Here is a 26,804-nt window from a genome sequence, read left to right on the forward strand (position 1 = left end):
CACTACTAGAAAAGCAGCTGCGCGACGGCGTAGATCACCAGGCCGGCCAACGAGCCGACCACCGTTCCGTTGATCCTGATGAATTGCAGGTCACGGCCCACGTGGAGTTCGATGCGCCGGCTGGCCTCCTCGGCATCCCAGCGTTCGATGGTGTCGGTGATGATCGCTGTGATCTCCACCCCATATTGCGAGACCAGGTGCTGGGCCGCCCGCACGAGCCAGTTGTCGACCTTGTCCCGCAGGTCGACGTCGTCGCGCAGCGACTCCCCGATGCGCACGACCGTGTCGGCGATCCGCGTGCGCAGCGTGCTGGACGGGTCGTCCACGCCCTCGAGCACCAGGCGTTTGAGCGTCGTCCACGCCGTCGCGGCGGCGTTGGCGATCTCGTCGCGCGCCATGAGCTGCTCTTTGATGGCGTCGGCCCGCGCGATGGTGTCCGGGTCGTGCTGCAGGTCGTCGGCGAATTCGAACAGGAAGCGGGTCGCCGACCGGCGCAGCTCGTGGTCGGGGTTGCGGCGCACCTTGTCGGTGAAGTCCATCAGCTCGCGGTGGATGCGATCGCCGACCAGATGGTCGACGAACCGCGGCGACCAGGTCGGCGAGTCGCGCTCGACCACCCGCTGGATGACCTCGCCGGCGTTCAGCGACCACTGGAAGGCCCGGTCGGCCAGCAACTGGATCAGCGCCTCCTGTCGGTTCTCGGCCAGCAGCGTCGCCAGCACCCGGCCGACGGGCGGTCCCCATTGCGGCTCGGCGATGCGGCGCACGATCATCCGGTCGATCACCTGCTGGACGTCCTCGTCGCGCAGCAGCTCGACGAGCACCCGCAGCACCGTGGCCGTCTCGCTCGCCACCCGCTCGGCGTGCGCGGCCTCCGACAGCCATTTCCCGAGCCGGCCGGACACCTCGGCGTCGCGCAGCTTGGTTTCCACGACCTCCGGCGACAGGAAGTTCTCCCGCACGAACGCGCCCAGGCCCTCGCCCAGCTGGTCTTTCTTGCGTTTGATGATCGCGGTGTGCGGGATCGGTATGCCCAGCGGGTGCCTGAACAGCGCGGTCACGGCGAACCAGTCCGCCAGGGCGCCCACCATCCCGGCCTCCGCGGCGGCACCGACATAACCCACCCAGACGCCCGCGCCGGCATGCGCCTGGGCCCACCGGCAGGCGAGGAACACGCCGGTGGCACCGATCAAAAAGCTCAGCGCGACCATCTTCATCCGGCGCAGCGCCACCCGTCGCTGCGCGTCAGCCTCACGATCGGCGCCCGCGAAGGACTCGGCCAACGAGGTGCGTCCCCGGCCCGCGGCCGTCAACGGCGTCGCCGAACTCGGCCTCGCCGTCGGCGGGCCGGATGCGTCGCCTCGCACCGAGGCTCTGTGTGCCACCACTTCATCATCTATGTTCCCGGCGATTGGTGTGACGACACTGGTTGCCGAGCCCCTCAAACGCCGCTACATGCCCGGCCAGCGCCACAAACCGACCTGTCCACGCCGTAGTATCGAGGGCGTCTAGGGAATGGGAACTCGGCGACAGTGACAGAACAAATCACGGTTGTGCGCGTCAAAATGGATGGGCGCAAGCGGCGCTGGCATCAGCACAAGGTGGAGCGTCGTAACGAACTCGTTGACGGCACGATCGACGCGATTCGCCGCCTCGGCGGCGCCCTGAGCATGGATGAGATCGCCGCCGAGATCGGCGTCTCGAAGACGGTGCTCTACCGCTATTTCGTCGACAAGAACGACCTCACCACCGCCGTGATGATGCGGTTCACCCAGACCACGCTGATCCCGAATATGGCTGCGGCGCTGACGTCTAACCTCGACGGCTTCGACCTGACCCGCGAGGTCATCCGGGTATACGTCGAAACGGTCGCGAACGAACCCGAGCCCTATCGCTTCGTGATGGCCAACAGTTCCGCCAGCAAGAGCAAGGTCATCGCCGACTCCGAGCGGATCATCGCCCGCATGCTCGCGGTGCTGATGCGCCGGCGCATGCAACAGGCGGGCATGGACACCGGGGGCGCGGAGCCGTGGGCGTACCTGATCGTCGGCGGCGTGCAGCTGGCCACCCACTCCTGGATGTCCTATCCGCGGATGACTCGCGACGAGTTGATCGACTACCTGACGATGCTGAGCTGGAACGCGCTGAAGGGGATCGTCGAGGTCGGCGGGTCGCTGGAGAAATTCCGCGAGGAGCCGCACCCGTCGCCGATCGTCCCGCCCCGGGACGACGACGACGCGGCCGCCGGCTGAGACGGCCCGGCCGGCGCTTTTGGAATCCTGTCGGTCTCATGTGAGGCTGGGACGCAACCCCTGGGTAGGACGACTTCACCTGCCTCAGGGATTAGCATGCAGGAAGCGTCGGGGGACATAGCGGGGTTCTTGTTCGGCTGTGCGCCCCTGCCCCTCCGCGAAAAGAAAGGCTCGTGTCGACATGTCTGTGCAGCTCACGCCGCATTTCGGAAACGTGCAAGCCCATTACGACTTGTCTGACGACTTCTTCCGGCTGTTCCTGGACCCCACCCAGACCTACAGCTGCGCCTACTTCGAGCGCGACGACATGACCCTGGAACAGGCGCAGCTCGCCAAGATCGATTTGGCGCTGGGGAAACTCAAGCTCGAGCCGGGAATGACGCTGCTGGACATCGGTTGCGGCTGGGGTGCCACCATGCGGCGAGCCATCGAGCGCTACGACGTCAACGTCGTGGGCCTGACGCTGTCGGAGAATCAGGCCGAGCACGTGCAGAAATCCTTCGACCAGATGGACACCACCCGCACCCGCCGGGTGCTGCTGGAGGGCTGGGAGAAGTTCCACGAACCGGTGGACCGCATCGTCTCGATCGGCGCGTTCGAGCACTTCGGCCGCCAGCGCTACGGGCGCTTCTTCAAGATGGCCTACAACGCGCTTCCGCCCGGCGGAATCATGTTGCTGCACACCATCGTTCGGCCGTCGTTCAAGGACGCCCGGGCCAAGGGCCTGAGCCTGACCCACGAGATCGTCGAGTTCTCGAAATTCATCCTGGCCGAGATCTTCCCGGGTGGCTGGCTTCCGACGCCCCAGACCGTCGGCGAGTACGGGGTCACGGTGGGCTTCGAGCTCACCCGCGTCCAGTCGCTGCGGCTGCACTACGCGAGGACGCTGGACCTGTGGGCGGAGGCGCTCGAAGCCAACCGCGAGGAGGCCCTCGCCATCCAGTCCCAAGAGGTCTACGACCGGTACATGAAGTACCTGACCGGCTGCGCCGAGCTGTTCCGGGATGGGTACACCGACGTCAACCAGTTCACGATGGAGAAGAAGTAACCCCCTCCACGGAAACAATCAGCCCCGAACGGATCACCGTTCGGGGCTGACTCGACTGGGCTATTTGACCAACGTGAATTGCCCCACGTTGCTGATGCCCTTGCGGAAGAAATTCTCGCACCCGGTCAGATAGTGCATGTACTTGTCGTAGACCTCTTGGGATTGGACGGCGATCGCCTTTTCCTTATTGGCTTCCAGATTCGCCGCCCAGATGTTGAGGGTCCGCGCGTAATGCTCCTGCAGCAACTGCACCCGCTCGACCGAGAATCCGGCGGCCTCGCCGAACTTGAAAATGTCCTCCTGCGCCGGCAGTTGGCCACCCGGGAAAATCTCCTGGCCGATGAATCGCGCGAACCGGATATCGCTCATCGTCAATGTGACGCCGAGAGCGGGATATTCCTGCCACTGATACATCAAAATGGTGTGCAAAAGCATCCGGCCGTCGTCGGGAAGGATGTCATAGGCGAGATCGAAAAATGCGGGATAGCGCTCCATCTTGAAGGCCTCGAAGGCGCCGATCGTCACGATCCGGTCGACCTTGTCCTCGAACTCTTCCCAGCCCTGCAGGCGCACTTCGATGTTGCGGTCCGTCGGCAATCCGGCCAGCATCTTCTTGCTGTACTCGAATTGGTTGCGGCTCAGCGTGATTCCGATGACGTTGACGTCGTAGCGCTCGACGGCCCGTTTGAGCGCGCCGCCCCAGCCGCAGCCGATGTCCAGCAGGGTCATCCCCGGCTCGAGGTTCAGCTTTCCCAGCGCCAGGTCGAATTTCGCATACTGGGCCTCTTCGAGGGTCATGTCGTCGCGCTCGAAATAGGCGCACGTGTAGGCCATCGTCGGGTCGAGAAACAATGCGAAGAATTCGTCCGAGACGTCGTAGATGGACTGCGACTCCTCGTAATACGGCTCAAGCCTCGTCATCCGCGGTACATACCTTTCGTCGTATTAAACGCACGCATACTAGCCGACGGCATAGCGGCCAGCGTGTCATGCGCCCCGCGGTATGTCACCCGCGAGTGGTCAGTACTTGTAGAAGCCCTGGCCGGTCTTCTTGCCGAGCCGGCCGGCCTCCACCATGCGCAGCAGCAACGGCGGCGGCCCGTACTGCGGCTCCTTGAACTCCTCGAACATCTTGTCCGCGATCAACTTCAAGGTGTCCAGGCCGACCAGGTCGGACAGGCGCAGCGGGCCCATCGGGTGCGACAGCCCGGCCACCACAGCCTTGTCCACATCCTCGACCGTGGCAAATCCGGCCTCCACCATGCGGATCGCCGAGAGCAGGTAGGGCACCAGCAACGCGTTCACCACGAAGCCGGACCGGTCCGAGCAGCGCACTACCTGCTTGCCCAGGACCGCGCTCGCGAACTCCTCGGTGCGCGCGGCGGCGGCCTCGTCGGTGACCAGCGTGCTGACCAACTCGACCAGCGGCAACACCGGCACCGGGTTGAAGAAGTGCAGACCCAGCACGCGTTGCGGGTTCTTGGTGGCCGCGGCGATCTTCATGATCGGGATGCTGGAGGTGTTGGACGCCAGCACCGCGTCGGGATCGGTGATCACCCGGTCGAGTTCGGCGAAGACCTGCGCCTTGACGGCGTCGTCCTCGATGATCGCCTCGATGACCAGTTGGCGGTCGGCGAGGTCGTTCAGGTCCGTGGTGAAGGTGAGCTTGCTCAGCGCGCGGTCGCGTTCGCGCTCGGTGACCTTGCCCGCGCTGACGCCGCGCTCCAGCGACTTGACGATGCGGTTGCGTCCCGCCGCGATGAGGGCCTCGGTGGTCTCGAACACCGTCACGTCGACGTCGGCGCGGACCGAGACCTCGGCGATGCCGGATCCCATCTGGCCGGCCCCGACCACGCCTACTCGCTGAATCGCTGCGTCACTCACTTCAATTCTCTCCGGTTCTCTGCGGTGACCGTATCGTCTTGCACCGCAATAGGCCCCGCCCAGGGTTGGCCTGGGCGGGGCCTACGCTACTTCATCTCATTTTCGGTGCGACGAGCGTGTACTCAGGGCGAAAGTTCGGCCGAATTCTCGCCACCGATGCACGCTCGGCGCGCTTGCGGCATGCGCCGCTCGCGGCAAGCACCGCTCGGGCTCAGTGACTCAAGCCGTCGGTTGCACTTCGTCCTCGCGGCCTGCGCCGCTCGGGCTCAGTGACTCAAGCCGTCGGTTTCACTTCGTCCTCGCGGCATGCGCCGCTCGGGCTCAGTGACTCAAGCCGTCGGTTGCACTTCGTCCTCGCGGCCTGCGCCGCTCGGGCTCAGTGAAACTGCCCCTCTTCGGTGGAGCCGGTCAGCGCGGTGGTCGACGAGCTCGGGTCGACCGTGGTGGCGATGCGGTCGAAGTAACCGGCACCCACCTCACGCTGGTGCTTGGTGGCGGTGTAGCCACGCTCCTCGGCGGCGAACTCGCGCTCCTGCAGCTCGACGTAGGCGCTCATCTGGTTGCGGGCGTAGCCGTAGGCCAGGTCGAACATCGAGTAGTTCAGGGCGTGGAAGCCGGCCAGGGTGATGAACTGGAACTTGAATCCCATTGCGCCGAGCTCCTTTTGGAACTTCGCGATGGTGGAGTCGTCAAGGTGCTTCTTCCAGTTGAACGACGGCGAGCAGTTGTAGGCCAGCATCTGGTCGGGGAACTCGGACTTGACGCCCTCGGCGAACTTCGCGGCGAGCTCGAGGTCCGGAGTGCCGGTCTCCATCCAGATCAGGTCGGAGTACGGCGCGTACGCCTTGGCCCGGGCGATGCAGGGCTCCAGGCCGTTGCGGACCCGGTAGAAGCCCTCCTTGGTGCGCTCACCGGTGATGAACGGCTGGTCACGCTCGTCGACGTCCGAGGTGATCAGGGTGGCCGCCTCGGCGTCGGTCCGGGCGATGACGACGGTCGGCACGTCGCAAACGTCGGCCGCCAGCCGGGCCGAGGTCAGGGTGCGGATGTGCTGCTGGGTCGGGATCAGCACCTTGCCGCCCAGGTGACCACACTTCTTCTCCGAAGCCAGCTGGTCCTCCCAGTGCGAGCCCGCCACACCGGCCGCGATCATGGCCTTCTGCAGCTCGTAGACGTTGAGCGCGCCACCGAAACCGGCCTCACCGTCGGCGACGATGGGGGCCAGCCAGTTCTTCACCGAGGTGTCGCCCTCGACCTTGGCGATCTCGTCGGCGCGCAGCAGCGCGTTGTTGATCCGGCGGACCACCTGGGGCACCGAGTTGGCCGGGTAGAGGCTCTGGTCGGGGTAGGTGTGCCCGGACAGGTTCGCGTCCCCGGCGACCTGCCACCCGGACAGGTAGATGGCCTTGAGGCCGGCGCGCACCTGCTGGACGGCCATGTTCCCGGTCAGCGCGCCGAGCGCGTTGATGTACTCGAGGTCGTGGAGCTGCTCCCACAGCACCTCGGCGCCGCGGCGGGCCAGGGTGGCCTCCTCGACGACGGTGCCCTGCAGGGCGACGACGTCCTTGGCGCTGTAGGTGCGGGTGACGTCCTTCCACCGCGGGTTGGTGTCCCAGTCCTTCTGAATCTGTTCGGCGCTCTTGGGGGTGCCAACAACAGACATGGGCATGCTCCTTCACGATCTTCACTACTGGGTTGCTGAACGCCTCACCGGCGGTAGCTAGCGGCTCAACTTCACTGGTGTGCTAACTCGAAGATGGCACAGCTCAGGGGGGCCGGTCCACCCGTTTCAATTGCCAATTTCAGCAACGGGAACGGGCAAATTTGCGAATCTTGTTAAGTTGCTAACTTGCTTGACCGTTTCAGAAGCTACCCGTCAGTAACCCCAAAGCAGCAGGTCAGAGGGCAATTTAACCGGGACGCTTGTCCTGTTACCTAGCAAAGATCGACGCGACGGCTTTCGTCTCGTCGCCGACGGCGTATGTGAGCGTTGTAACAGTGCGATCGGCCAGGTCGGGACCGAATTGCTCGGTCGATCCGGCGGGGTGGATGTGCGAGATGATCTCCAGCTTGTCCCCCAGCGCCACCGGCGCCTCGTGCTCGATCGTGATGCGCAACGGCGCCTGCATCAGCTCGGTGTGCGAGGCCAGGTAGTCCTCGACCACGCTCCAGTACACGGAGTTGTTCATGTGGTCGAACAGGTCGATGTCGGTGACCCGGACGGGAAACTCGTGGATCTCGACCGCGTCGTCCCGGCTGCCCGGCTTCAGATAAGACTTCCATCGCAGCCGGTCGACCGACGTGGTCTTGTGCAGGCCCGCCAGGAAGTCGTCGGCGATGCGCGAGGGCATCTGGGTCTCCCGGTTGATGTTGATCCAGAAGGCCTCGGACTCGATGAGCCCGCCCTTGCGCTTGCCGTCGATGCGGACCCGCATCTCGCACCAGCGATTGGAGGTGCCCGAGCACCATCTGCGCATCCGCAGCATGTCGCTGAATTCGACCGGTCGGATCAGGTCGATCATCGTGCGCCGGACGATCCACAGCGGATGGGTCTCCTCGAAACCCATCTCGCGTAGCTGGTCCTGGCCGATGTCCTGGATGTGCCGGCACGCGGCGTCCAGTCGCAGCCGGCCCGTGCGGTCGATATCCCCGACCCGCAACGGCCACTGGCGGTCGAAAACGTCCGGGTGACCGTCGGGCACCGGCATCAGTTGTTTATCCAGGCTCACGGTGCGCTCCCCGTTTCCTCCTCGCGGTTACCCCAGGTTAAGGCCCGAGGCCCCGGTCGAATAATGCCAACGAGGGCCATCGAACACCAATCGCGACGCGCGAGACCCGCTGCCAACTCTGCGAACCAAAGCTTCGCAAGGCCGGTAACCTCGGTGAGGTGTCCAAGACGTTCGTCGGCTCGCGGGTCCGCCAGCTGCGCAACGAGCGCGGGTTTTCCCAGGCCGCGCTGGCTCAGATGCTGGAAATCTCCCCGAGCTACCTCAACCAGATCGAGCACGACGTTCGCCCCCTGACGGTGGCCGTGCTGCTGCGCATCACCGAGGTGTTCGGGGTGGACGCCACGTTCTTCTCCTCACAGGACGACACCCGGCTGGTCGCCGAGCTGCGCGAGGTCACCCTGGACCGCGACCTCGACATCGACGTCGACCCGACCGAGGTCGCCGAAATGGTCAGCGCTCATCCCGGGTTGGCGCGGGCGGTGGTCAACCTGCACCGCCGTTACCGGATCACCACCGCGCAGCTGGCGGCCGCCACCGAGGAGCGGTTCTCCGACGGCAGCGGCAGCGGATCGATCACCATGCCGCACGAGGAGGTGCGCGACTACTTCTACCAACGGCAGAACTACCTGCACGAGCTGGACACCGCCGCCGAGGAGCTCACCATCAAGATGCGGTTGCACCACGGCGATCTGGCCCGGGAGTTGACGCGCCGGCTCACCGAGGTGCACGGGGTGCACATCAACCGCCGCATCGATCTCGGCGACACCGTGCTGCACCGCTACGACCCCGCCACCAAGACGCTGGAGATCAGCAATCACCTCTCGCTGGGGCAGCAGGTGTTCAAGATGGCCGCCGAACTGGCCTACCTCGAGTTCGGGGATCTGATCGATGACCTGGTCGCGCAGGGCAAGTTCACCAGCGACGAGTCGCATACGCTGGCCCGGCTCGGTCTGGCCAACTACTTCGCCGCGGCCGCCGTGCTCCCCTACCGCCAATTCCACGACGTCGCAGAGAATTTCCGCTACGACGTCGAACGGTTGTCTTCCTTCTACTCGATCAGCTACGAGACCATCGCGCACCGGCTCTCGACGATGCAGCGCCCGTCGATGCGCGGGGTGCCGTTCTCCTTCGTCCGGGTCGACCGCGCCGGCAACATGTCAAAACGCCAGTCCGCCACCGGTTTTCATTTCTCCTCCAGCGGAGGCACCTGCCCGCTGTGGAACGTCTACGAAACCTTCGCCAACCCGGGCAAGATCCTGGTCCAGATCGCGCAGATGCCCGACGGCCGCAACTACATGTGGGTGGCCCGCACCGTGGAACGACGCGCGGCCCGGTATGGTCAGCCCGGTAAGACCTTCGCGATCGGCCTGGGGTGCGAGCTTCGCCACGCGCACCGGCTCGTCTACTCGGAAGGACTCGACTTGTCGGGGGAAATCTCCACACCGATCGGCGCGGGATGCCGGGTCTGTGAGCGCGACAACTGTCCGCAGCGCGCCTTCCCGGCGCTCGGGCGCGCGCTCGATCTCGACGAGCATCGCAGCACGGTGTCCCCGTACCTGGTGACGCAACCGTGAGTCCCGACGGCCGCATCCCGCCGGGGCGATTCCGCCAACTGGGACCGATCAATTGGGTGATCGCGAAGCTGGGCGCGCGCACCGTGCGCGCACCGGAGATGCACCTGTTCACCATCCTGGGCCAGCGCCAGTTGCTGTTTTGGACGTGGCTGGCCTACGGGGGCCGGCTGCTGCGCGGGAAGCTGCCGACCATCGACACCGAGCTGGTGATCCTGCGGGTCGGACACCTACGGGCATGCGAATACGAACTGCAGCACCATCGCCGGATGGCGCGCAAGGCCGGGCTCGACGCCGACGCGCAGGCCGCGATCTTCGCGTGGCCGGAACGGCTGGACCCGGTCGAGGGGCGCCTGACTGTGCGTCAGCAGGCGCTGCTGGCGGCGACCGACGAGTTCGTCAACGACCGCACCGTCACCGACGCCACCTGGCGCGAGCTGGCGACTCACCTGGACCGGCGGCAGCTGATCGAATTCTGCTTGCTGGCAAGCCAATACGATGGGCTGGCCGCGACGATGGCGACGCTCGAGATTCCGCTGGACAACCCGCAGCAGCTATAGGTAGACGTCGGCCAAAATGGCCAGCGTCAGGACCACGGGAAGTACCGGCAGGCCGAAGGCGAACGCCGCCCAGCCCAGCTTCCCGCGTCGTCGCTGCCAGGCACCCCAGATCGCGGCGCCGATTCCCAGCACCACCGAGGCCAGCAAGACCAGCGGACCCCACTGGCCCGCCGTCGCGTTGTCCCCGGTCGAAATGCCGAGCAGCCACACGACATAACCGGTCGCCAGGCCGGCGACGGCGCCCGCGATCGTCTGGGGCGTGACGGTGCGAATCATGCGCGGCTCAGAAATTGATCATGTGTCCGGTCAGCCCGTGGAAGCATTCCTGCAGCGCCTCGGACATGGTCGGGTGGGTGTGCACGTTGCGGGCCAGCTCGGTGGCGGTCAGATCCCACTTCTGCGCCAGCGTCAGCTCCGGAAGCAGCTCCGAGACATCGTGCCCCACCAGGTGACCGCCCAGCAGCTCACCGTATTTCGAGTCGGCGATCAGCTTGACGAACCCGCTCGGGTCGCCGACACCGTGGGCCTTGCCGTTCGCGGTGAACGGGAACTTCGCCACCACCACGTCGTGGCCTTCCTCGCGGGCCTGCTCCTCGGTGAGGCCGAAGCTGGCCACCTGAGGCTGGCAGAAGGTCGCGCGCGGCATCATCCGGTAGTCACCGAGCGCCAAAGTCTCTGCGCCGGCGATGGTTTCGGCCGCCACGACGCCCTGGGCCTCGGCGACGTGGGCGAGCTGCAGCTTCCCGGTGACATCGCCGATGGCGTAGATGTGCTCGATGTTGGTGCGCATGTAGTCGGTGATGCCGATGGCCTTGCGGTCGGTCAGCGCGACCCCGGCGGCCTCGAGGCCGTAGCCCTCGACGTTGGGCGCAAAACCGATGGCCTGCAACACTTTCGCGGCCTTGAGCTCCTGGGTGTTGCCGTCCTTGCTGACGGCCACAGTCACCTCGGCACCGTTGTCGGAGATCGACTCGACCTTGGTACCGGTGAGGATTTTGACGCCCAGCTTCTTGAACTGCCTCTCAACCTCCTTGGACACCTCGGCGTCCTCGTTGGGCAGCGCGCGCGCCAAGAACTCCACGACGGTCACGTCGACCCCGTAGTTGCGCAGCACGTAGCCGAACTCCATGCCGATCGCTCCGCAACCGGCGATGATGATCGACTCAGGCAGCTCGCGGGACAGGATCAGTTCCTCGTAGGTGACCACGTTGGCCGACAGCGAGGTGCCCGGAACCAGCCGGGTGCTGCTGCCGGTGGCGATGATGGCGTTGTCGAACGTGACCGTCTCGGTCCCGCCGTCGTTGAGTTCGACCGAGATGGTGTTCGCGTCGGTGAACCGGCCGTAGCCGTGGATCTCGGTGATCTTGTTCTTCTTCATCAGGAAGTGCACGCCCGCGACGCGGCCCTCTGCCACCTTGCGGCTGCGGTCGAAGGCGACGCCGTAGTCGAAGGTCGCCTCTCCGCTGATGCCAAAGGTCTTAGCCTCTTTGGTGAAGATGTGCGCGAGTTCGGCGTTGCGCAGCAGCGCCTTGGACGGAATGCAGCCGACGTTGAGGCAAACCCCGCCCCAGTACTTCGGCTCGACGACCGCGGTGGAAAGGCCGAGTTGTGCGGCGCGAATGGCCGCGACATATCCGCCGGGGCCGGCCCCGAGGACGACGACGTCATAGTGAGAAGTCACGTGCCCACCCTAGTGGGCGCCGGCTCGCAGCGGACAACGCCGTGAGTCGCGCCGCTTCCAACGCGCCGAGGGTGGGCGCTACGTACCGGAAACGCCGGAAATTCGTCCCTCACCCCCACACTCGCGGGGCGCCTCGGAATCAGGTCAATACGGAATGACGCCGACCAGGCAGTGGCCCACTCGCTCGCAGTAGTAATAGCCGTACAGGGGTGCCGCGCCGGCCACGGCGGCGAACGGCCCCGACATCAGCGCCACCGACAGCGCGGAAACCAGCGGCCTGCCGTGCACCATCGCGAGCATCACGCCGCCGACCACGCACACCGCCACGTAGACCAGCACCGCGAACAGCGCCGGAGTCTTGTCGATCGAGCCGTACCACCACGAGAACAAACCCAGCCCGACCACGGCCGCGGCGGCCCACACGCCCAGCAGCATCAGGGCCAACTTCCACCACTTGACGTAGAAGTAGCGACCGGGGACGGTGACCGACTGCACCGGGACGGCGGATCCGGTGGCGGCCTCCGGTTCTGGCTCGCCGGGTTCGGGCTCGGTGGCCGCCGGCCGCTCGCCGGTGTCCGCGATCTCGGAGTCGGAGTCGTCGTCGAAATCGGGGACCCAGGACTGGGTCCCGGTGTCCTCGGTCTCGCGTTCATCGTCGGAGAAGTCCGGCACGAAGGCCTCGGTCCCTGGGCTCGCGGCGTCCTTGTCGTCAGGCACCGGCGGTCACCCGCAACGCGACGAGCACACCGAACCAGCCCGGCGCCGCCGCCAGGATGAACGCGCCCAGCGCGGTGACCCAGCGGCGCCCGGAGAACAGGATCATCGTCAGCCCGACGACGCTGGGGATGCCAACCACCGACGCGATCGCGATGTCCGGGCGGACGCTGGCGTGGACCACGACGGTGTACGCCACGCACGCCAGGGCCCCGACCGCGCTTCCGATCAGCATGGCGCCGGCCAGTAACCAGGGACGGGGCAGGGGAATCACTTTCTCGACTGTACTGCGGTCACCGAGGCGCAGGGCATGTCTGCGCGCCCGCGCCGGCCACCACCGGACCGCGTGTCGCGGGCCGTTCACCCCGCTCGTAACCGGCGCCCGTGATGACCGGCGCGCCGGCCAAAGACGCCTGTTCTTCGGCGGTGAAGACGCGGCCGCGGGACAGGAACCGGACGCCGTCGGGTGCCTCCAGGCTGAACCCGCCGCCGCGGCCGGGCACCACGTCGATCACCAACTGGGTGTGCTTGTCGCGATAGTGGGCCGCGTACTGCGGGCCCGAAATCCACACCGGCACGCCGTCGGGTCCGACGTCGAGCACGCCGAGCAGGACGTCGCGATCGCCGACCAGGAAGTCGCCGAGCGGGTAGCACATCGGCGACGAGCCGTCGCAGCAGCCGCCGGACTGGTGGAACATCACCGGGCCGTGCGCCGCCTGCAGCCGCGTCAGTACCTCGGCGGCCGGGGCGGTGATGGCCACTCCGGCGGGCGCGAGACCCCTCGCGCCGCTTCCACTCATCGCTTCGCTCTGCATCGTCGCCGGCGCGTCAGAAGAACCCTTGCGCCTTCTCGGAGTAGGACACCAGCATGTTCTTGGTCTGCTGATAGTGGTCCAGCATCATCTTGTGGTTCTCCCGGCCGATGCCGGACTGCTTGTAGCCGCCGAACGCCGCGTGGGCGGGATAGACGTGGTAGCAGTTCACCCACACCCGGCCGGCCTGGATGTCGCGCCCGGCCCGGTAGGCGGTGTTGCCGTCGCGGCTCCACACCCCCGCCCCCAGGCCGTAGAGGGTGTCGTTGGCGATCGACATGGCGTCGTCGTAATCGGAGAACGACGTCACCGCCACCACCGGCCCGAAGATCTCCTCCTGGAAGACCCGCATCGAGTTGTCGCCGCCCAGGATGGTGGGCTGCATGTAGAAGCCGCCGGACAGGTCGCCGCCGAGCTCGGCGCGTTCGCCTCCGGTGATCACCTTGGCGCCCTCGTCCTTGCCGATTTCGATGTAGGACAACACCTTTTCCAGCTGGTCGTTGGACGCCTGCGACCCCAGCATGGTCTCGGAGTCCAGCGGGTCGCCCTGCCGGACCGCCTTGGTGCGGATCGCGGCCAGCTCCAGGAACTCGTCGTAGATGTCGGCCTGGACCAGGCTGCGCGACGGGCAGGTGCACACCTCGCCCTGGTTGAGGGCGAACATCGTGAAGCCCTCCAGAGCCTTGTCCTGATAGTCGTCGGCCTTGGCCATCACATCGGAGAAGAAGATGTTGGGGCTCTTGCCCCCGAGTTCGAGGGTGACCGGGATCAGGTTCTGCGACGCGTACTGCATGATCAGTCGCCCCGTGGTGGTCTCGCCGGTGAACGCGATCTTGGCGATCCGGTTGCTCGATGCCAGCGGCTTACCGGCCTCGGCGCCGAACCCACTGACGACGTTGATCACCCCGGGCGGCAGCAGATCGCCGATCAGCGACATCAGGTAGAGCACCGAAACCGGCGTCTGCTCAGCGGGTTTGAGCACCACCGCGTTGCCGGCGGCCAACGCGGGCGCCAGCTTCCAGGCGCCCATCAGGATGGGGAAGTTCCACGGGATGATCTGCCCGACCACGCCGAGCGGCTCGTGGAAGTGGTAGGCGACGGTGTCGTCGTCGATCTGGCTCAGCGAGCCCTCCTGGGCGCGCAGCGCCGCGGCGAAGTACCGGAAGTGGTCGGCCGCCAAGGGGATGTCGGCGGCCAGCGCCTCGCGGATCGGCTTGCCGTTGTCCCAGACCTCGGCCACCGCCAGCGCGGCGGTGTGTTCGTCGATGCGGTCGGCGATCTTGTTCAGGATCGCGGCGCGCTCGGCCGGCGCCGTCTTACCCCACGCCGGCGCGGCCGCGTGGGCGGCGTCGAGCGCCTTGTCGACGTCGGCCTCATCCGAACGGGCCACCTCGCAGAACGTCTGGCCGGTGACCGGTGTCGGGTTCTCGAAGTAGCGCCCCCGCGCCGGCGGAACCCACTGCCCCCCGATGAAGTTCTCGTAGCGAGACTCATACGACATCAACGCCCCGGCGGCACCTGGACGTGCGAAAACGGTCACTGCTCTCACTCCTCGTTCGGCTGTGTAATACACCTCACAGTACCGCCGTGGCCACAATGGCTTCCATGGCTTCCAACGCTTCCACGACGCCGCACGCGCGCACCGACCCTCAGGACAGCGAAGACCCCTACCTCTGGCTCGAGGACGTCACCGGCGACGAGGCGCTGGATTGGGTGCGGGCGCGCAACGAGCCGACGCTGGCGCGCTTCCGCGACACCGATTTCGAGCGGATGCGCACCGAGGCGCTCGAGGTGCTCGACACCGACGCCCGCATCCCCTACGTGGTACGCCGCGGCGAATACCTCTACAACTTCTGGCGTGACGCGGCCAACCCCCGCGGGCTGTGGCGGCGCACCACGCTGGACAGCTACCGCACCGATACCCCCGAGTGGGACGTGCTGATCGACGTCGACGAACTGGGCCGGGCCGACGGCGAGAAATGGGTGTGGGCCGGCGCCGCCGTCATCTACCCCGAGTACACCCGCGCGCTGGTCAGCCTCTCCCGCGGCGGCTCGGACGCCTCGATCGTGCGCGAATTCGACATGCTGACAAGGGAATTCGTCACCGACGGATTCGAACTTCCGGAAGCCAAGTCGCAGGTCAGCTGGGAAGACCCCGACACCGTCCTGGTCGGCACCGACTTCGGGCCCGACACGCTCACCGATTCGGGCTACCCGCGGGTGGTCAAGCGGTGGCGCCGGGGCACACCCCTGGCCGAGGCCGAGACCGTCTTCGAGGGCGCCCGTTCCGACGTGAACGTGGCGGCCAGCGCCAGCCGGATCCCCGGGTACGAGCGCACCCTGATCGGGCGGGCGCTGGACTTCTGGAACGAAGAACTCTACGAGCTGCGCGGGCCGGAACTCATCCGCATCGACACCCCCACCGACGCCAGCGTGAGCCTGCACCGCGAATGGCTGCTGGTCGAGCTGCGCAGCGATTGGTTCTTCGGCGGCACTACCTATGGCGCCGGGTCGCTGCTGGCCGCCGACTACGAGGAATTCCTCGGCGGCACAGCGCAATTGCAGGTGGTCTTCGAACCCGACGAACACACGGCGCTCAACCACTACGCGTGGACCCGCGACCGGCTGGTGATCGTCTCGCTGGTGGACGTGGCCAGTCGCGTCGAGATCGTCACGCCGTCACGGCCATCGGGTGACGACCCGCTGCGCCCGGCTCCGCCGCGCTTGCGATCGTCACGGGCATCGGGTGACGACCCGCTGCGCCCGGCTCCGCCGCGCTTGCGATCGTCACGGGCATCCTGGCGCCGCGAACCCGTGGCCGGGATCCCGGCCGCCACCAACACCGTCGTCGTCTCCGCCGACGACACCGGCGACGAGTTCTTCCTGGATTCCAGTGGATTCGACACACCGTCCCGGCTGATGCGGGGCACCGACGACGGGGCCCTCGAACAGCTCAAGTCCGCCCCGGCGTTCTTCGATGCCGAAAACATCTCCGTGACACAGAACTTCGTGAAGTCGAAGGACGGCACGCCGATCCCCTACTTCGTGGTGCGGCCCGCCGGCCCGGCGTCCGACGGACCGGCGCCCACCCTGCTCTACGGCTACGGCGGATTCGAATCGTCGAACACGCCCGGTTACAGCGGCGTGCTGGGGCGGCTGTGGCTGGCCCGCGGCGGCACGTACGTGTTGGCCAACATCCGCGGCGGCGGCGAATACGGCCCCGAGTGGCACACCCAGGCGATACGCGAGGGCCGGCACAAGGTCGCCGAGGACTTCGCCGCCGTGGCAACCGATTTGGTGGACCGCGGCATCACACGCGTCGAGCAGCTCGGCGCGCAGGGCGGCAGCAACGGCGGCCTGCTGATGGGCATCATGCTGACCCAGTACCCGGAGAAATTCGGCGCGCTGGTGTGCAGCGTCCCGCTGCTGGACATGAAGCGCTACCACCTGCTGCTGGCCGGCGCGTCGTGGGTGGCCGAGTACGGTGACCCGGACAACCCCGACGATTGGAAATTCATCGCCGAATACTCGCCCTACCAAAACATTTCGGCGACGCGCCGGTACCCGCCGGTGCTGATGACCACGTCCACCCGCGACGACCGGGTGCATCCGGGGCACGCCCGCAAGATGACCGCGGCCCTCGAGGCCGCCGGCCACCCGGTGTTCTACTACGAGAACATCGAGGGCGGCCACGCCGGCGCGGCCGACAACGAGCAGGTCGCCTTCAAGTCGGCGCTGACCTACTCGTTCCTATGGCAGATGCTGGGCGGGCGCACGCAGTCATAGGATCAACGACGTGTCAGCGGCGCAGCGCATCGAACTCACCCTGTTGGCGACCGGGCTGATCTTCATCCTGGCGTCGGCGGCCCAGGCACGGTACCGCTTCATCAACGACCGTCGCGCGGGCCGGCGGTTCTACTGGGCGACTGCGATCATCGGCATCGCCTGCTTCGCGGTGGGGACCGGCCAGCTGTGGCCCAACGGGGTCGTCGTGGCGGCGATCTTTTCGGCCATCGTCGCCTTCTCGGCCTACCTCACCACGCCGTATCTGAAGATCGCCGGGCGGATCTACGCCTCGTCACCGGAAAACCGGCAGCCCGACCCTTAAGGACGCCATGCCAAGCAGCGACTTCCAGACCCTGCTCTACCGCACGGCCGGCCCGGTGGCCACCATCACGCTGAACCGGCCCGAGCAGCTGAACACGATCGTGCCGCCCATGCCCGACGAGATCGAGGCCGCGGTCGGCCTGGCCGAGCGCGACCCGGCCGTCAAGGTCATCGTGCTGCGCGGGGCGGGCCGGGCGTTCTCCGGCGGCTACGACTTCGGCGGCGGTTTCCAGCACTGGGGCGAATCCATGATGAGCGACGGAAAGTGGGATCCCGGCAAGGACTTCGCGATGGTCAGCGCCCGCGAGACCGGGCCGACGCAAAAGTTCATGGCCATCTGGCGGGCGTCCAAACCGGTGATCGCCCAGGTGCACGGCTGGTGCGTGGGCGGTGCCAGCGACTACGCGCTGTGCGCCGATCTCGTCATCGCCAGCGAGGACGCCGTGATCGGCACCCCCTACAGCAGGATGTGGGGCGCGTACCTGACCGGGATGTGGCTCTACCGGCTGAGCCTGGCCAAGGTGAAGTGGCACTCGCTGACCGGGCGTCCCCTGACCGGCGTGCAGGCCGCGGAGATCGAGCTGATCAACGAGGCGGTGCCCTTCGAGCGCCTCGAAGCGCGGGTGGCCGAGATCGCGGCCGAACTGGCGCAGATCCCCTTGTCGCAGTTGCAGGCGCAAAAGCTGATCGTTAACCAGGCCTACGAGAACATGGGCCTGGCCTCCACCCAGACGCTGGGCGGCATCCTCGACGGCCTGATGCGCAATACGCCCGACGCCCTGGGCTTCATCAAGATCGCGGAGGACGAGGGCGTGCGCGCCGCCGTCGAGCGCCGCGACGGCCCGTTCGGGGACTACAGCCAGGCCCCGCCGGAGCTGCGGCCGGACCCGTCACACGTCATCGTCCCTGATCGGGACTGATACTGAGACAGGCTAGAGATCCCCTGGCAGTCAGCTGGGAAATATCCGCGTCCGGCCAAAAAGTGCTACCGTAACTGCTATGTCTCGGCTGAGTACCGGCCTGCGTGCAGGCGCTGTGTTCCTTGCTCTGGGTGTTACCGCTGCGATCTTCCCGTCGACCGCGGTAGCCGACTCCACGGAGGACTTCCCGATCCCCCGCCGGATGATCAACACCACATGTGATGCTGAGCAGATCCTGGCGGCAACCCGGGACACCAGCCCGGTGTACTACCAGCGCTACATGATCGACTTCAACAACCACCCCAACGTGAACCAGGCCGCCATCGACAAGGCCCACTGGTTCTATGCGTTGTCGCCGGCCGACCGCCGGAACTACTCCGAGAACTTCTATGCGCCACAGGCCGATCCGCTGTGGTTGGCCTGGCCCAACCACATGAAGATCTTCTGGAACAACAAGGGCGTGGTCGCCAAGGCCACCGACATCTGCAACACCTACCCGCCCGGCGACATGTCGGTGTGGAACTGGTCGTAATCCTCACGGCATAAGCGGTATTCACCCACCCAGCGCCCAGGAATCTCCTCCTGGGCGCTGAGTCTTTTGGTGTGCCCTGCTGCCGTTTCACCACTGAAAGGTACGGCCCGCACCGGAGAACCGGTGCGGGCCGCGTGGCTGTCGGTACACCCACCGACACGAATTACGGTACCTCGGAACAAATTATTTGGCTACCCGAAATCTCGCGGTATGTTCGGACGACAGCCCACACCGACGAGGGAGAGCCATGCCCCACTACGTCCTGCCCGACCTGACCTATGACTACGGTGCGCTCGAGCCCGCGATCAGCGGCGAGATCATGCAGCTGCACCACGACGCGCATCACGCCGCCTACGTCAAGGGCGCCAACTCGACCGTCGACCAGCTCGCCGAGGCGCGTGCCGAGCGCAACCTCGCCCACTTGCCGGGCCTGGAGCGGACGCTGGCGTTTCACCTCGCCGGCCATGCCTTGCACTCGATCTTTTGGACGAATCTCTCGCCGGAGGCCGCCGAAAGGCCCGAGGGGGAACTGGCCGCCGCCATCGACGAGTTCTTCGGCGGATTCGAGGCGTTCCGCGCCGAGATGACCGGGGCCACCTCCAGCGTGCAGGGTTCGGGGTGGGGTGCGCTGGCGTGGGACCCGATCGGGCGTCGTCTGGTCGTGCACCAGATTCACGATCACCACGTCAGCGTGGCGATCACCAGCACTCCGCTGCTGGTGTTCGACGCCTGGGAGCACGCGTTCTACCTGCAGTACCGCAACGTCAAGGCCGACTACGTCGACAGGCTGTGGTCCATCGTGAATTGGGCCGACGTCGCCGTCCGCTTCGAGGCCGCTCGCCGCGGCGACCTGTCCGGGCTACACAGCAGCGACGAGATCGGCGGCGCGCGATGAGCATCCGATCGGTGGATCGAATGCGGGCGGTCAACTGGAATCGCCTGCCCGACCCCAAGGACGCGCAGGTATGGGATCGGCTGACGGGCAACTTCTGGCTGCCGGAGAAGGTGCCGCTGTCCAACGACTCGGCGTCATGGCAGACGCTGACCGCGCAGGAGCAGCAGACGACCGTGCGAGTGTTCACCGGGCTCACGTTGCTCGATACGACGCAGGCCACCGTCGGCGCGGTGTCGATGATCGCCGATGCGGTCACGCCCCACGAGGAGGCGGTGCTGACCAACATCGCGTTCATGGAATCGGTCCACGCCAAGAGCTACAGTTCGATCTTTTCGACGCTGTGCTCCACCCGCCAGATCGACGACGCCTTCGACTGGTCCGAGCGCAATCCGCACCTGCAGCGCAAGGCTCAGATCGTCGTCGACTATTACCGCGGGGACGACGCCCTCAAACGCAAGGCGGCGTCGGTCATGCTGGAATCGTTTCTGTTCTACTCCGGTTTCTACCTGCCGATGTACTGGTCCTCGCGCGGCAAGCTCACCAACACCGCCGACATCATCCGGCTAATCATCCGCGACGAAGCCGTGCACGGCTTCTACATCGGCTACAAGTGTCAGTGCGGACTCGCCGAGCTTTCGGAATCAGAGCGGTCCGGCCACCGCGAGTACACCTACGAGCTGCTGAATGCGTTGTACACCAACGAGATTGATTATGCCCACGATCTGTACGACGGCCTGGGCTGGACCGACGACGTACTGCCCTACATGCGGTTCAACGCGAACCGGGCCCTGGCCAACCTCGGGTACGAGCCGATGTTCGGGCCCTCGGACTGCCGGGTGAACCCAGCGGTGCTCTCGGCGCTCGATCCCGGCGCCGGCGAGAACCATGACTTCTTCTCCGGGTCGGGCAGCTCCTATGTCATCGGCTCCCACCAGGCCACCGAGGACGCGGACTGGGACTTCTGACCACCCGCAGCGGGCTGCTCACGCTTCGTAGGATCAGCGCGGCTGTACCAATCCGCCCGGCGGGTGCTCCTCGACGTCGTTGAGGATCAGCTCGCGCACCGCGGGACGCGGTCCGTACGGTCGCAGCATGGTGCTGGCCGGCCGTGGCCGCACGTGCTGCGGCCACCAGAACCAGCGCCCGAGCAAGGTGGCCAGCGACGGTGTCATGAACGACCGCACGATCAAGGTGTCGAACAGCAGACCCAGCGCGATCGTCGTACCCACCTGGGCCATCACCAGCAGCGGGCTGAACATGAACGTGGCCATCGTCGCGGCGAACACCAGACCGGCGGAGGTGACCACCGAGCCCGAACCGGCCATCGCGCGGATCGTCCCGGTCTTGAGCCCGGCGTGGATTTCCTCTTTGAACCGCGATATCAGCAGCAGGTTGTAGTCCGAGCCGACCGCCAGCAGCAGGATAACCGCCATCGCCAGCACCATCCAGTGCAACTTCAAACCCAGGATGTACTGCCATAAGAGCACGGAGAGTCCGAACGAGGCGCCCAGCGACAGCAACACCGTGCCGACGATCACGACGGCCGCCACGACGCTTCGGGTGATCACCAGCATGATGACGAAAATCAAAGTGGCCGCGGCGATTCCGGCGATGATCAGGTCGATGTCGGAGCCGTCGTGCATGTCCTTGTACGTCGCCGCGGTGCCGCCGAGGTAGACCTTGGCGCCCTCCCAGGGGGTGCCCTTGATCGCCTCGTGCACGGCCTGCTTGATCGGCTCGATGTGGTTGATGCCTTCGGGGGTCGCCGGGTCGCCTTCGTGGGAGATGATCAGCCGGACGGCGTGCCCGTTCGGCGATATGAACTGCTTGAGACCCCGCGCGAAATCCGGGCTCTTGAACGCCTCCGGCGGAAGGTAGAACGTGTCGTCGTTCTTCGCCTTGTCGAAGGCATCGCCCTGCGCGGTGGCGTTGTCGGCCTGCGCTTTCGCCTGTTCGTTAAGTCCCTGTGTGATCGCGTAATTCGACATGATGGTGTCGAGGTTGCGCTGCTGGCTCTCGATCTGCGGGGGGATCAGCGCCACCAGCTTGGGCTGGATCCGATCCAGCTTGTCCAGGTTCGCGCTCAGGTTCACGATGTTCTCGGCCACCTGGTCGATGCCGTCGAGCGCGTTGAAGACCGACCGGAGTGCCCAGCAGGCCGGGATGTCGTAGCAGTGCTTCTCCCAGTAGAAGTAGCTGCGGATCGGCCGGAGGAAGTCGTCGAAGTTGGCGATGTCGTCGCGCAACCTCTCGGTGATCTGCACGGTTTCCTTGGTGAGCCTGGTGGTTTCGTGCGTGGTGTTGCTCAGATCCTGGGTCACCTGCATCTGCTCGTGCAGCGTTGCCATCGTCTTGTGCAGCTCGTCGGCCTGCTTGAGCAGATTGTTCGCCTGCTCCTCTTGGTAGTGCTGGGTCTGGATCCGCCCCGCGGCTTGCGCGCCCATCTGAAACCCGAGGGTGCTGTGGTCGAGCGGCGTGCCCAACGGCCGGGTGATGGTCTGCACCCGGCCGATACCCGGGATGTGGAACACCGCCTTGGCGACCTTGTCCAAGACCAGGAAGTCGGCCGGGTTACGCAGGTCGTGATCGGTCTCGATCATCAACAGCTCGGGATTGAGCCGAGCCTGGTCGAAGTGCCGATCCGCGGCGGCATAACCGACATTGGCCGGGGTGTCCGCCGGCAGGAAGTGGCGGTTGTCGTAGTCCGTCTTGTAACCGGGCAGGGCGAGCAGACCGACCAACGCGACCGCGATGGTCACCGCGAGAACGGGTGCGGGCCAGCGGACCACCGCGGTGCCCATGCGACGCCAGCCCCGGGTCTGCAGCTTGCGCTTCGGGTCCATGAGCTTGAAGAACGACGCCACCGTCAACACCGCCGGGCCCAGCGTCAACGCCGCTAGAACCGCCACCAGCATGCCGACCGCGCACGGCACGCCCAGCGTCTGGAAGTACGGCAGCCGGCAGAAGCTCAGGCAGTACATCGCGCCGGCGATGGTCAATCCCGACCCGAGCACGACATGCGCGGTGCTGTGGAACATGGTGTAGAACGCTTTTTCGCGCGATTCGCCCAGACCACGGGCCTCGTGGTAGCGGCCGACCACGAAGATCGCGTAGTCGGTCCCGGCAGCGATCGCCATCAGCACCAGCATGTTGTTGGCGAAGGTGGAAAGCCCGATGATCCCGTAGTTTCCCAGGACCGCGACGACGCCACGGGCCGCCGCCAGTTCGATGAACACCATGACGAGCATGATCAGCATGGTGATCGCCGACCGATAGACGAACAGCAGCATCAAGATGATCACCAAGAACGTGACGAGCGTGACCTTCGCTACGCCCTTCTCACCCGCGTGGGATTGATCGGCGAACAGCGGACCCGCGCCGGTGACGTATGCCTTGATTCCCGGCGGCGCGGGTACCGAGTCCACGATCTTGCGGACGGCCGCGGCGGACTCGTTCGCCAGGCCGCCGCCCATGTTGCCGGCGAGGTAAACCTGGACGTACGCGGCCTTTTGGTCGTGGCTCTGGGAACCCGCCGCCGTGAGCGGATCGCTCCAGAAATCCTGGACGTGCTGGACGTGTTTCTTGTCTTGCTCGACGCGCCTGACGATCTCGTCGTAGTAGCGGTGCGCTTCGGCCCCGAGTGGCTTGTCGCCCTCCAGCAGGATCATGGCCGAGTTGTCGGAGTTGAACTCTTTGAACGTCGACCCGACCTTCATCATCGACTGGAAGGACGCCGCGTCGGTCGGACTCATCGACACCGAGTGGGTTTTGGCGACGACCTCCAGCTGCGGGGCCACGGTGTTGGTGACGAACACGATGCCCAACCACACCAGGACGATCGGCAGGGCCAGCTTGTGGATCATCCGCGGCAGGAACGGCGGGATCAGCGGCTGATCGACGCGCGGCGGAACCTCGCCCGGCTCGCTCATGCGGACTTGTCCAGGCAATAGACGAAGGCGTTCACGGTTTGGTTGGGATCCGAGCGATTCGGCGTCTTGATGACGTCACCGCTTCCGTCGTGCTTGTTCACCACGAACTGGCAGGCGATCCAACTGCCGTCGCCTTGCGCCACCAGGTTTGCCGGGATGCCGGGCTTCGTTGAACTCAATACTTTGCTCCAGGGCAAGGGCACGTTGAGGGCCTGCTGCGGATGGGAGTTTTCGTCGAGGTAGTTGATGGTCGCCGTGCTGCCCGGCGGGCCCCAGACCTGGAGCGTGATCGTCTTGGCGTTGAACTCGTCGAGGACCTCTCCCGAGGTGCCACCACCGAACGAACCGCGGTGAACGCCGAAGACGCCGTGCAACCGGTACACGACGAAACCCGACAGCGCGACGACAGCCGCGATCGTGAGCACCAGCCAGAAACGCCCCAAAACCCCCTTTTTCTTGGCGCGCTGCGGAGCGGCCTTTTCGCCCTCCCCGCCGGCGGAGCCCTGCTGCTGCAGCGGCTCGGTCCTTGGCTCAGTCGTCGTCATGGGCGCTCCAAGTCCCTTCCCGTGTTCACCGGTTGAAGATCGCCAAGCCACAGCGTTACCGGCCTCCCTCCCTGAGTTCATGCGGCTTCCGCGATGAGCCCGATGCACGTGGCAGTCAGCAGGCGCGTCAGCGCGGTCGCGAAGTCCAGATTCCACTCCGGCGGAGCCACTTCCGGCTCCTCGGCGTAGACGTCAGTGAGATCCGCCGGCGGGTTCGCGACCTGCCACAGGGTGGCCGCCAGCGAGTACGCGGCCAGCAGGATGTCGAGCGACCCCGACCGCCCGAGCTCGGGCAGCGCCCTCTCGATGGCATCGGCGAGCGAGCGCGTGGCGGCGGTGCTGATGCGCCTGACCTCGATGACCCGCTCCGCGTCCACCTCGTGCTCCAGGTGCAGGTGCAGGTTGGCCAGCAGGTCGCAGAACAGCGGATCGTCGGCCAGCGCCTCGGCCAGCGTCCCGGCGATGCGCGACGGCGATTTGGCGCCGGGCTCGGCCAGCTTGTCCGACACGGTGTTCGACCACCGCACCCACCCCTCGGCGGACAGGCGCAGCAGCACTTCCTTGTGCGAGGTGAAGTAGCGGCGCACCGCCGAATAGTGAATTCCGGCGCGGCTCGCCACCGCGGTCAGGGTGACCGACGCGACGCCCGTCTCCATCGCCAGCGAGCGTGCGGCTTCCACGAGGGCCTCCGCACGTTGGCGCTTCTTTTCCTCGGTGCGGGCACGCTGGAATGTCAGTTGCGCCACCGGAAGAGCGTAACGCACGTCGTGTGATTTGTATAACGCACGTTGCGTGATTTGTGCGAGGTCACTCTCGTCGGCGGCGCGAACGGGTAAAGGTGGAACCATGCTCCCGTCGCGTCCTTGGAAATAGCGCGTGCAGACCATCGCCCTGATCGGGTTTCTCGGCGGGCTGATCACCGGCATCTCGCCGTGCATCCTGCCGGTGCTCCCGGTGATCCTGCTGTCCGGTGCGGGCGGTACCCGAGCCGACTCCCGCCGCGTGAGTTCGGTGTCCCGCCCGTATCTGGTGATCGCGGGGCTGGTGTGCAGCTTCAGCCTGGCCACCCTGCTCGGCTCCGCGCTGCTGACGGCGCTGCACCTGCCGCAGGACGCGATCCGGTGGGCCGCCCTGGTGGTGTTGACCCTCATCGGCCTGGGGCTGATCTTCCCGCCGGTGCAGCACCTGATCGAACGGCCGTTCGCCTACCTCCCGCAGCGCCAAATCGGCGCCAACGCAGACGGTTTCGGTCTCGGTCTGACGTTGGGCGCGCTCTACGTGCCGTGCGCCGGTCCGGTGCTCGCGGCGATCGTGGTCGCCGGCGGAACCTCGTCGATCGGTCCGGGCGCGCTGGTGTTGACCGCGACCTTCGCCCTCGGAAATGCCGTGCCGCTGTTGGCCTTCGCGCTGGCCGGGCGCCGCGTCGCCGAGCGCGTCGCCGCGTTCCGCCGACGGCAGCGTGCGATTCAGATCGCCGGCGGGATCGCGATGATCGTGCTGGCCGTGGCGCTGGTGTTCAACCTGCCGGCGATGCTGCAGCGGGCCGTCCCCGACTACACGACGGCGATGCAGAACAAGCTGGGCGCCAACGACATCGGGCACAGCCTAAACCCCACCCCCGCGCAGCAGCCGAACCGCGGCACCGGGCTGGCGCTGAGCCCGCCCAGCGTCACCGTCGAGGGGGCGCTCAGCGACTGCTCCAGCGGTTCGGACGAGCTGCAACAGTGCGGGCCCGCGCCCGCCCTGACCGGCGTCACCGGGTGGCTCAACACCCCGGACGGCAAGCCGCTGGACCCCGCCGAGGTGCGCGGCAAGGTCGTGTTGATCGACTTCTGGGCCTACTCGTGCATCAACTGCCAACGCGCGATCCCGCACGTAATCGATTGGTACAACAGGTATCACGACGCCGGATTCGTCGTCATCGGGGTGCATACGCCGGAGTACGCGTTCGAGCGGGTCCCCGAGAACGTGGCCAGCGGCGCCGCCGACCTGCACATCCCCTACCCCATCGCCCTGGACAACGACTACGCGACGTGGAACAACTTCCACAACCTGTACTGGCCGGCCGAATACCTGATCGACGCGAACGGGCAAGTGCGGCACACGAAGTTCGGGGAAGGCGACTACGACGGCACCGAAAAACTGATCCGCCAACTGCTCGCGGACGCCCACCCCGGCGCGCCGCTGCCCGCGCCGACGAGTTCGGCCGACACCACCCCGCAGACCCGGCTCACGCCCGAAACCTACCTCGGTGTCGAAAGGTCCGGAAACTACGGCGGCACCGGCGATTACACGTCGGGCACCGTCACGCTGAGCTTTCCGCCGACCCTGGCCGACGACAAGTTCGCCCTGCGCGGGCGCTGGACCCTGGACGATCAGGGCGCCACCGCCGAGGGCGACGACGCCACCGTCCGGCTGAACTACACCGCGAAGGACGTCTACGCCGTCATCGGCGGCACCGGCACGCTCACCGTGACCCGGGACGGCACGACCACCACCACACCGATCGGCGGGGCGCCCACGTTGCACCGGATCGTCGCCGACGACTCCGCGCACCGCGACCAGCTGGACATGCGGGTCAGCAAGGGCCTGCAGGTCTTCTCGTTCACGTTCGGGTAGCGGGGC

General features: G+C 66.3%; 25 protein-coding genes. 11 read left to right on the top strand and 14 right to left on the bottom strand.

What is annotated here, in order from left to right; all coding sequences use genetic code 11:
• Positions 1-5 precede the first annotated feature (5 nt).
• Positions 6-1,388: a DUF445 domain-containing protein gene (locus OCQ_RS22795; RefSeq protein WP_085976460.1), complete on the bottom strand. Its 1,383-nt coding sequence runs from the start codon at positions 1,386-1,388 to the stop codon at positions 6-8.
• A 177-nt stretch (positions 1,389-1,565) separates the two neighbouring features.
• Here OCQ_RS22795 and OCQ_RS22800 point away from each other — a divergent pair, with 177 nt between their 5' ends.
• Positions 1,566-2,252, top strand: a complete 687-nt coding sequence (locus tag OCQ_RS22800) for a TetR/AcrR family transcriptional regulator (RefSeq protein WP_026071174.1) — start codon at positions 1,566-1,568, stop codon at positions 2,250-2,252.
• A gap of 181 nt (positions 2,253-2,433) precedes the next feature.
• Positions 2,434-3,300, top strand: coding sequence for a cyclopropane mycolic acid synthase PcaA (pcaA, locus tag OCQ_RS22805; RefSeq protein ID WP_008261257.1), 867 nt, complete (start codon positions 2,434-2,436; stop codon positions 3,298-3,300).
• Positions 3,301-3,360: 60 nt separating this feature from the next.
• On the opposite strand, the gene OCQ_RS22810 is transcribed toward pcaA, so the two are convergent.
• From OCQ_RS22810 to OCQ_RS22825, 4 genes are all read right to left on the bottom strand, one after another.
• Complete coding sequence (locus OCQ_RS22810; RefSeq protein WP_008261260.1) at positions 3,361-4,221, bottom strand: cyclopropane mycolic acid synthase family methyltransferase; 861 nt, start codon at positions 4,219-4,221, stop codon at positions 3,361-3,363.
• A 99-nt stretch (positions 4,222-4,320) separates the two neighbouring features.
• Complete coding sequence (locus OCQ_RS22815; RefSeq protein ID WP_014381237.1) at positions 4,321-5,184, bottom strand: 3-hydroxybutyryl-CoA dehydrogenase; 864 nt, start codon at positions 5,182-5,184, stop codon at positions 4,321-4,323.
• A 376-nt stretch (positions 5,185-5,560) separates the two neighbouring features.
• Entirely contained in the window at positions 5,561-6,847 is a 1,287-nt protein-coding gene (aceA, locus tag OCQ_RS22820) for an isocitrate lyase (RefSeq protein WP_008261263.1), read from the bottom strand.
• Positions 6,848-7,115: 268 nt separating this feature from the next.
• Entirely contained in the window at positions 7,116-7,913 is a 798-nt protein-coding gene (locus OCQ_RS22825) for an acyl-[acyl-carrier-protein] thioesterase (RefSeq protein ID WP_008261265.1), read from the bottom strand.
• A 158-nt stretch (positions 7,914-8,071) separates the two neighbouring features.
• Between OCQ_RS22825 and ramB the strand changes: the two genes are divergently transcribed.
• Both ramB and OCQ_RS22835 read left to right on the top strand, forming a co-directional pair.
• On the top strand, positions 8,072-9,487 hold the full coding sequence (ramB, locus tag OCQ_RS22830) for an acetate metabolism transcriptional regulator RamB (protein ID WP_008261266.1): 1,416 nt from the start codon (positions 8,072-8,074) through the stop codon (positions 9,485-9,487).
• Positions 9,484-10,044, top strand: a complete 561-nt coding sequence (locus OCQ_RS22835; RefSeq protein WP_008261267.1) for a carboxymuconolactone decarboxylase family protein — start codon at positions 9,484-9,486, stop codon at positions 10,042-10,044. Before ramB ends, OCQ_RS22835 begins: the two co-directional genes overlap by 4 nt.
• On the opposite strand, the gene OCQ_RS22840 is transcribed toward OCQ_RS22835, so the two are convergent.
• The 6 genes from OCQ_RS22840 to exaC form a co-directional block, all read right to left on the bottom strand.
• Positions 10,039-10,320: a hypothetical protein gene (locus OCQ_RS22840; protein ID WP_008261268.1), complete on the bottom strand. Its 282-nt coding sequence runs from the start codon at positions 10,318-10,320 to the stop codon at positions 10,039-10,041. The two genes, OCQ_RS22835 and OCQ_RS22840, sit on opposite strands and share 6 nt — an antisense overlap.
• A 7-nt stretch (positions 10,321-10,327) precedes the next feature.
• Positions 10,328-11,725 (bottom strand): dihydrolipoyl dehydrogenase, encoded by a 1,398-nt coding sequence (gene lpdA / locus OCQ_RS22845; protein WP_014383364.1) that lies wholly within the window; start codon positions 11,723-11,725, stop codon positions 10,328-10,330.
• A gap of 144 nt (positions 11,726-11,869) precedes the next feature.
• Positions 11,870-12,442: a hypothetical protein gene (locus tag OCQ_RS22850; RefSeq protein WP_008261270.1), complete on the bottom strand. Its 573-nt coding sequence runs from the start codon at positions 12,440-12,442 to the stop codon at positions 11,870-11,872.
• Positions 12,435-12,713 (bottom strand): putative holin, encoded by a 279-nt coding sequence (locus OCQ_RS22855; RefSeq protein ID WP_026071173.1) that lies wholly within the window; start codon positions 12,711-12,713, stop codon positions 12,435-12,437. The genes OCQ_RS22850 and OCQ_RS22855 overlap by 8 nt, the downstream gene beginning before the upstream one ends.
• Positions 12,714-12,732: 19 nt before the next feature.
• Positions 12,733-13,239, bottom strand: coding sequence for a DUF779 domain-containing protein (locus tag OCQ_RS22860; RefSeq protein WP_050782791.1), 507 nt, complete (start codon positions 13,237-13,239; stop codon positions 12,733-12,735).
• A gap of 28 nt (positions 13,240-13,267) precedes the next feature.
• The gene (gene exaC / locus OCQ_RS22865; protein ID WP_008261276.1) at positions 13,268-14,791 is read right to left on the bottom strand and encodes an acetaldehyde dehydrogenase ExaC; all 1,524 of its coding nucleotides are present in this window, start codon (positions 14,789-14,791) and stop codon (positions 13,268-13,270) included.
• A 65-nt stretch (positions 14,792-14,856) separates the two neighbouring features.
• Here exaC and OCQ_RS22870 point away from each other — a divergent pair, with 65 nt between their 5' ends.
• From OCQ_RS22870 to nrdF, 6 genes are all read left to right on the top strand, one after another.
• Positions 14,857-17,037: a prolyl oligopeptidase family serine peptidase gene (locus tag OCQ_RS22870; protein WP_008261277.1), complete on the top strand. Its 2,181-nt coding sequence runs from the start codon at positions 14,857-14,859 to the stop codon at positions 17,035-17,037.
• 10 nt (positions 17,038-17,047) lie between these two features.
• A complete protein-coding gene (locus OCQ_RS22875) occupies positions 17,048-17,359 on the top strand; it encodes a hypothetical protein (protein WP_008261279.1) in 312 nt (103 codons plus the stop codon).
• A 7-nt stretch (positions 17,360-17,366) separates the two neighbouring features.
• Positions 17,367-18,278 carry a crotonase/enoyl-CoA hydratase family protein gene (locus tag OCQ_RS22880; RefSeq protein ID WP_008261283.1) on the top strand — a complete coding sequence of 304 codons (912 nt, stop codon included), beginning with the start codon at positions 17,367-17,369 and terminating at the stop codon, positions 18,276-18,278.
• 79 nt (positions 18,279-18,357) lie between these two features.
• Positions 18,358-18,810, top strand: coding sequence for a DUF5078 domain-containing protein (locus OCQ_RS22885; protein WP_008261284.1), 453 nt, complete (start codon positions 18,358-18,360; stop codon positions 18,808-18,810).
• Positions 18,811-19,057: 247 nt separating this feature from the next.
• On the top strand, positions 19,058-19,705 hold the full coding sequence (locus tag OCQ_RS22890; RefSeq protein WP_008261287.1) for a superoxide dismutase: 648 nt from the start codon (positions 19,058-19,060) through the stop codon (positions 19,703-19,705).
• Positions 19,702-20,670, top strand: a complete 969-nt coding sequence (gene nrdF / locus OCQ_RS22895; RefSeq protein WP_008261290.1) for a class 1b ribonucleoside-diphosphate reductase subunit beta — start codon at positions 19,702-19,704, stop codon at positions 20,668-20,670. The genes OCQ_RS22890 and nrdF overlap by 4 nt, the downstream gene beginning before the upstream one ends.
• A gap of 33 nt (positions 20,671-20,703) precedes the next feature.
• On the opposite strand, the gene OCQ_RS22900 is transcribed toward nrdF, so the two are convergent.
• From OCQ_RS22900 to OCQ_RS22910, 3 genes are all read right to left on the bottom strand, one after another.
• Positions 20,704-23,634: an MMPL/RND family transporter gene (locus OCQ_RS22900; RefSeq protein ID WP_009953516.1), complete on the bottom strand. Its 2,931-nt coding sequence runs from the start codon at positions 23,632-23,634 to the stop codon at positions 20,704-20,706.
• Positions 23,631-24,179, bottom strand: a complete 549-nt coding sequence (locus OCQ_RS22905; RefSeq protein WP_008261293.1) for an MmpS family transport accessory protein — start codon at positions 24,177-24,179, stop codon at positions 23,631-23,633. The genes OCQ_RS22900 and OCQ_RS22905 overlap by 4 nt, the downstream gene beginning before the upstream one ends.
• Before the next feature lie 77 nt (positions 24,180-24,256).
• Positions 24,257-24,943 carry a TetR family transcriptional regulator gene (locus OCQ_RS22910; protein WP_085976859.1) on the bottom strand — a complete coding sequence of 229 codons (687 nt, stop codon included), beginning with the start codon at positions 24,941-24,943 and terminating at the stop codon, positions 24,257-24,259.
• A gap of 112 nt (positions 24,944-25,055) precedes the next feature.
• Between OCQ_RS22910 and OCQ_RS22915 the strand changes: the two genes are divergently transcribed.
• Positions 25,056-26,798, top strand: a complete 1,743-nt coding sequence (locus OCQ_RS22915) for a cytochrome c biogenesis protein DipZ (RefSeq protein WP_008261296.1) — start codon at positions 25,056-25,058, stop codon at positions 26,796-26,798.
• The last annotated feature ends 6 nt before the right edge of the window (positions 26,799-26,804 follow it).

Origin of the sequence: Mycobacterium paraintracellulare (genome assembly GCF_000276825.1) — a bacterium.
In the GTDB taxonomy this organism is placed as follows: domain Bacteria; phylum Actinomycetota; class Actinomycetes; order Mycobacteriales; family Mycobacteriaceae; genus Mycobacterium; species Mycobacterium intracellulare.

Bases quoted from the DNA above. Each gene is read 5' to 3' on its own strand.
- aceA (WP_008261263.1), bottom strand. From the start codon at position 6,847: ATGTCTGTTGTTGGCACCCCCAAGAGCGCCGAACAGATTCAGAAGGAC.
- OCQ_RS22890 (WP_008261287.1), top strand. From the start codon at position 19,058: ATGCCCCACTACGTCCTGCCCGACCTGACCTATGACTACGGTGCGCTC.
- OCQ_RS22840 (WP_008261268.1), bottom strand. From the start codon at position 10,320: ATGATTCGCACCGTCACGCCCCAGACGATCGCGGGCGCCGTCGCCGGC.
- OCQ_RS22885 (WP_008261284.1), top strand. From the start codon at position 18,358: ATGTCTCGGCTGAGTACCGGCCTGCGTGCAGGCGCTGTGTTCCTTGCT.
- nrdF (WP_008261290.1), top strand. From the start codon at position 19,702: ATGAGCATCCGATCGGTGGATCGAATGCGGGCGGTCAACTGGAATCGC.
- OCQ_RS22810 (WP_008261260.1), bottom strand. From the start codon at position 4,221: ATGACGAGGCTTGAGCCGTATTACGAGGAGTCGCAGTCCATCTACGAC.
- OCQ_RS22860 (WP_050782791.1), bottom strand. From the start codon at position 13,239: ATGAGTGGAAGCGGCGCGAGGGGTCTCGCGCCCGCCGGAGTGGCCATC.
- OCQ_RS22880 (WP_008261283.1), top strand. From the start codon at position 17,367: ATGCCAAGCAGCGACTTCCAGACCCTGCTCTACCGCACGGCCGGCCCG.
- OCQ_RS22905 (WP_008261293.1), bottom strand. From the start codon at position 24,179: ATGACGACGACTGAGCCAAGGACCGAGCCGCTGCAGCAGCAGGGCTCC.
- OCQ_RS22870 (WP_008261277.1), top strand. From the start codon at position 14,857: ATGGCTTCCAACGCTTCCACGACGCCGCACGCGCGCACCGACCCTCAG.
- OCQ_RS22900 (WP_009953516.1), bottom strand. From the start codon at position 23,634: ATGAGCGAGCCGGGCGAGGTTCCGCCGCGCGTCGATCAGCCGCTGATC.
- OCQ_RS22800 (WP_026071174.1), top strand. From the start codon at position 1,566: ATGGATGGGCGCAAGCGGCGCTGGCATCAGCACAAGGTGGAGCGTCGT.
- pcaA (WP_008261257.1), top strand. From the start codon at position 2,434: ATGTCTGTGCAGCTCACGCCGCATTTCGGAAACGTGCAAGCCCATTAC.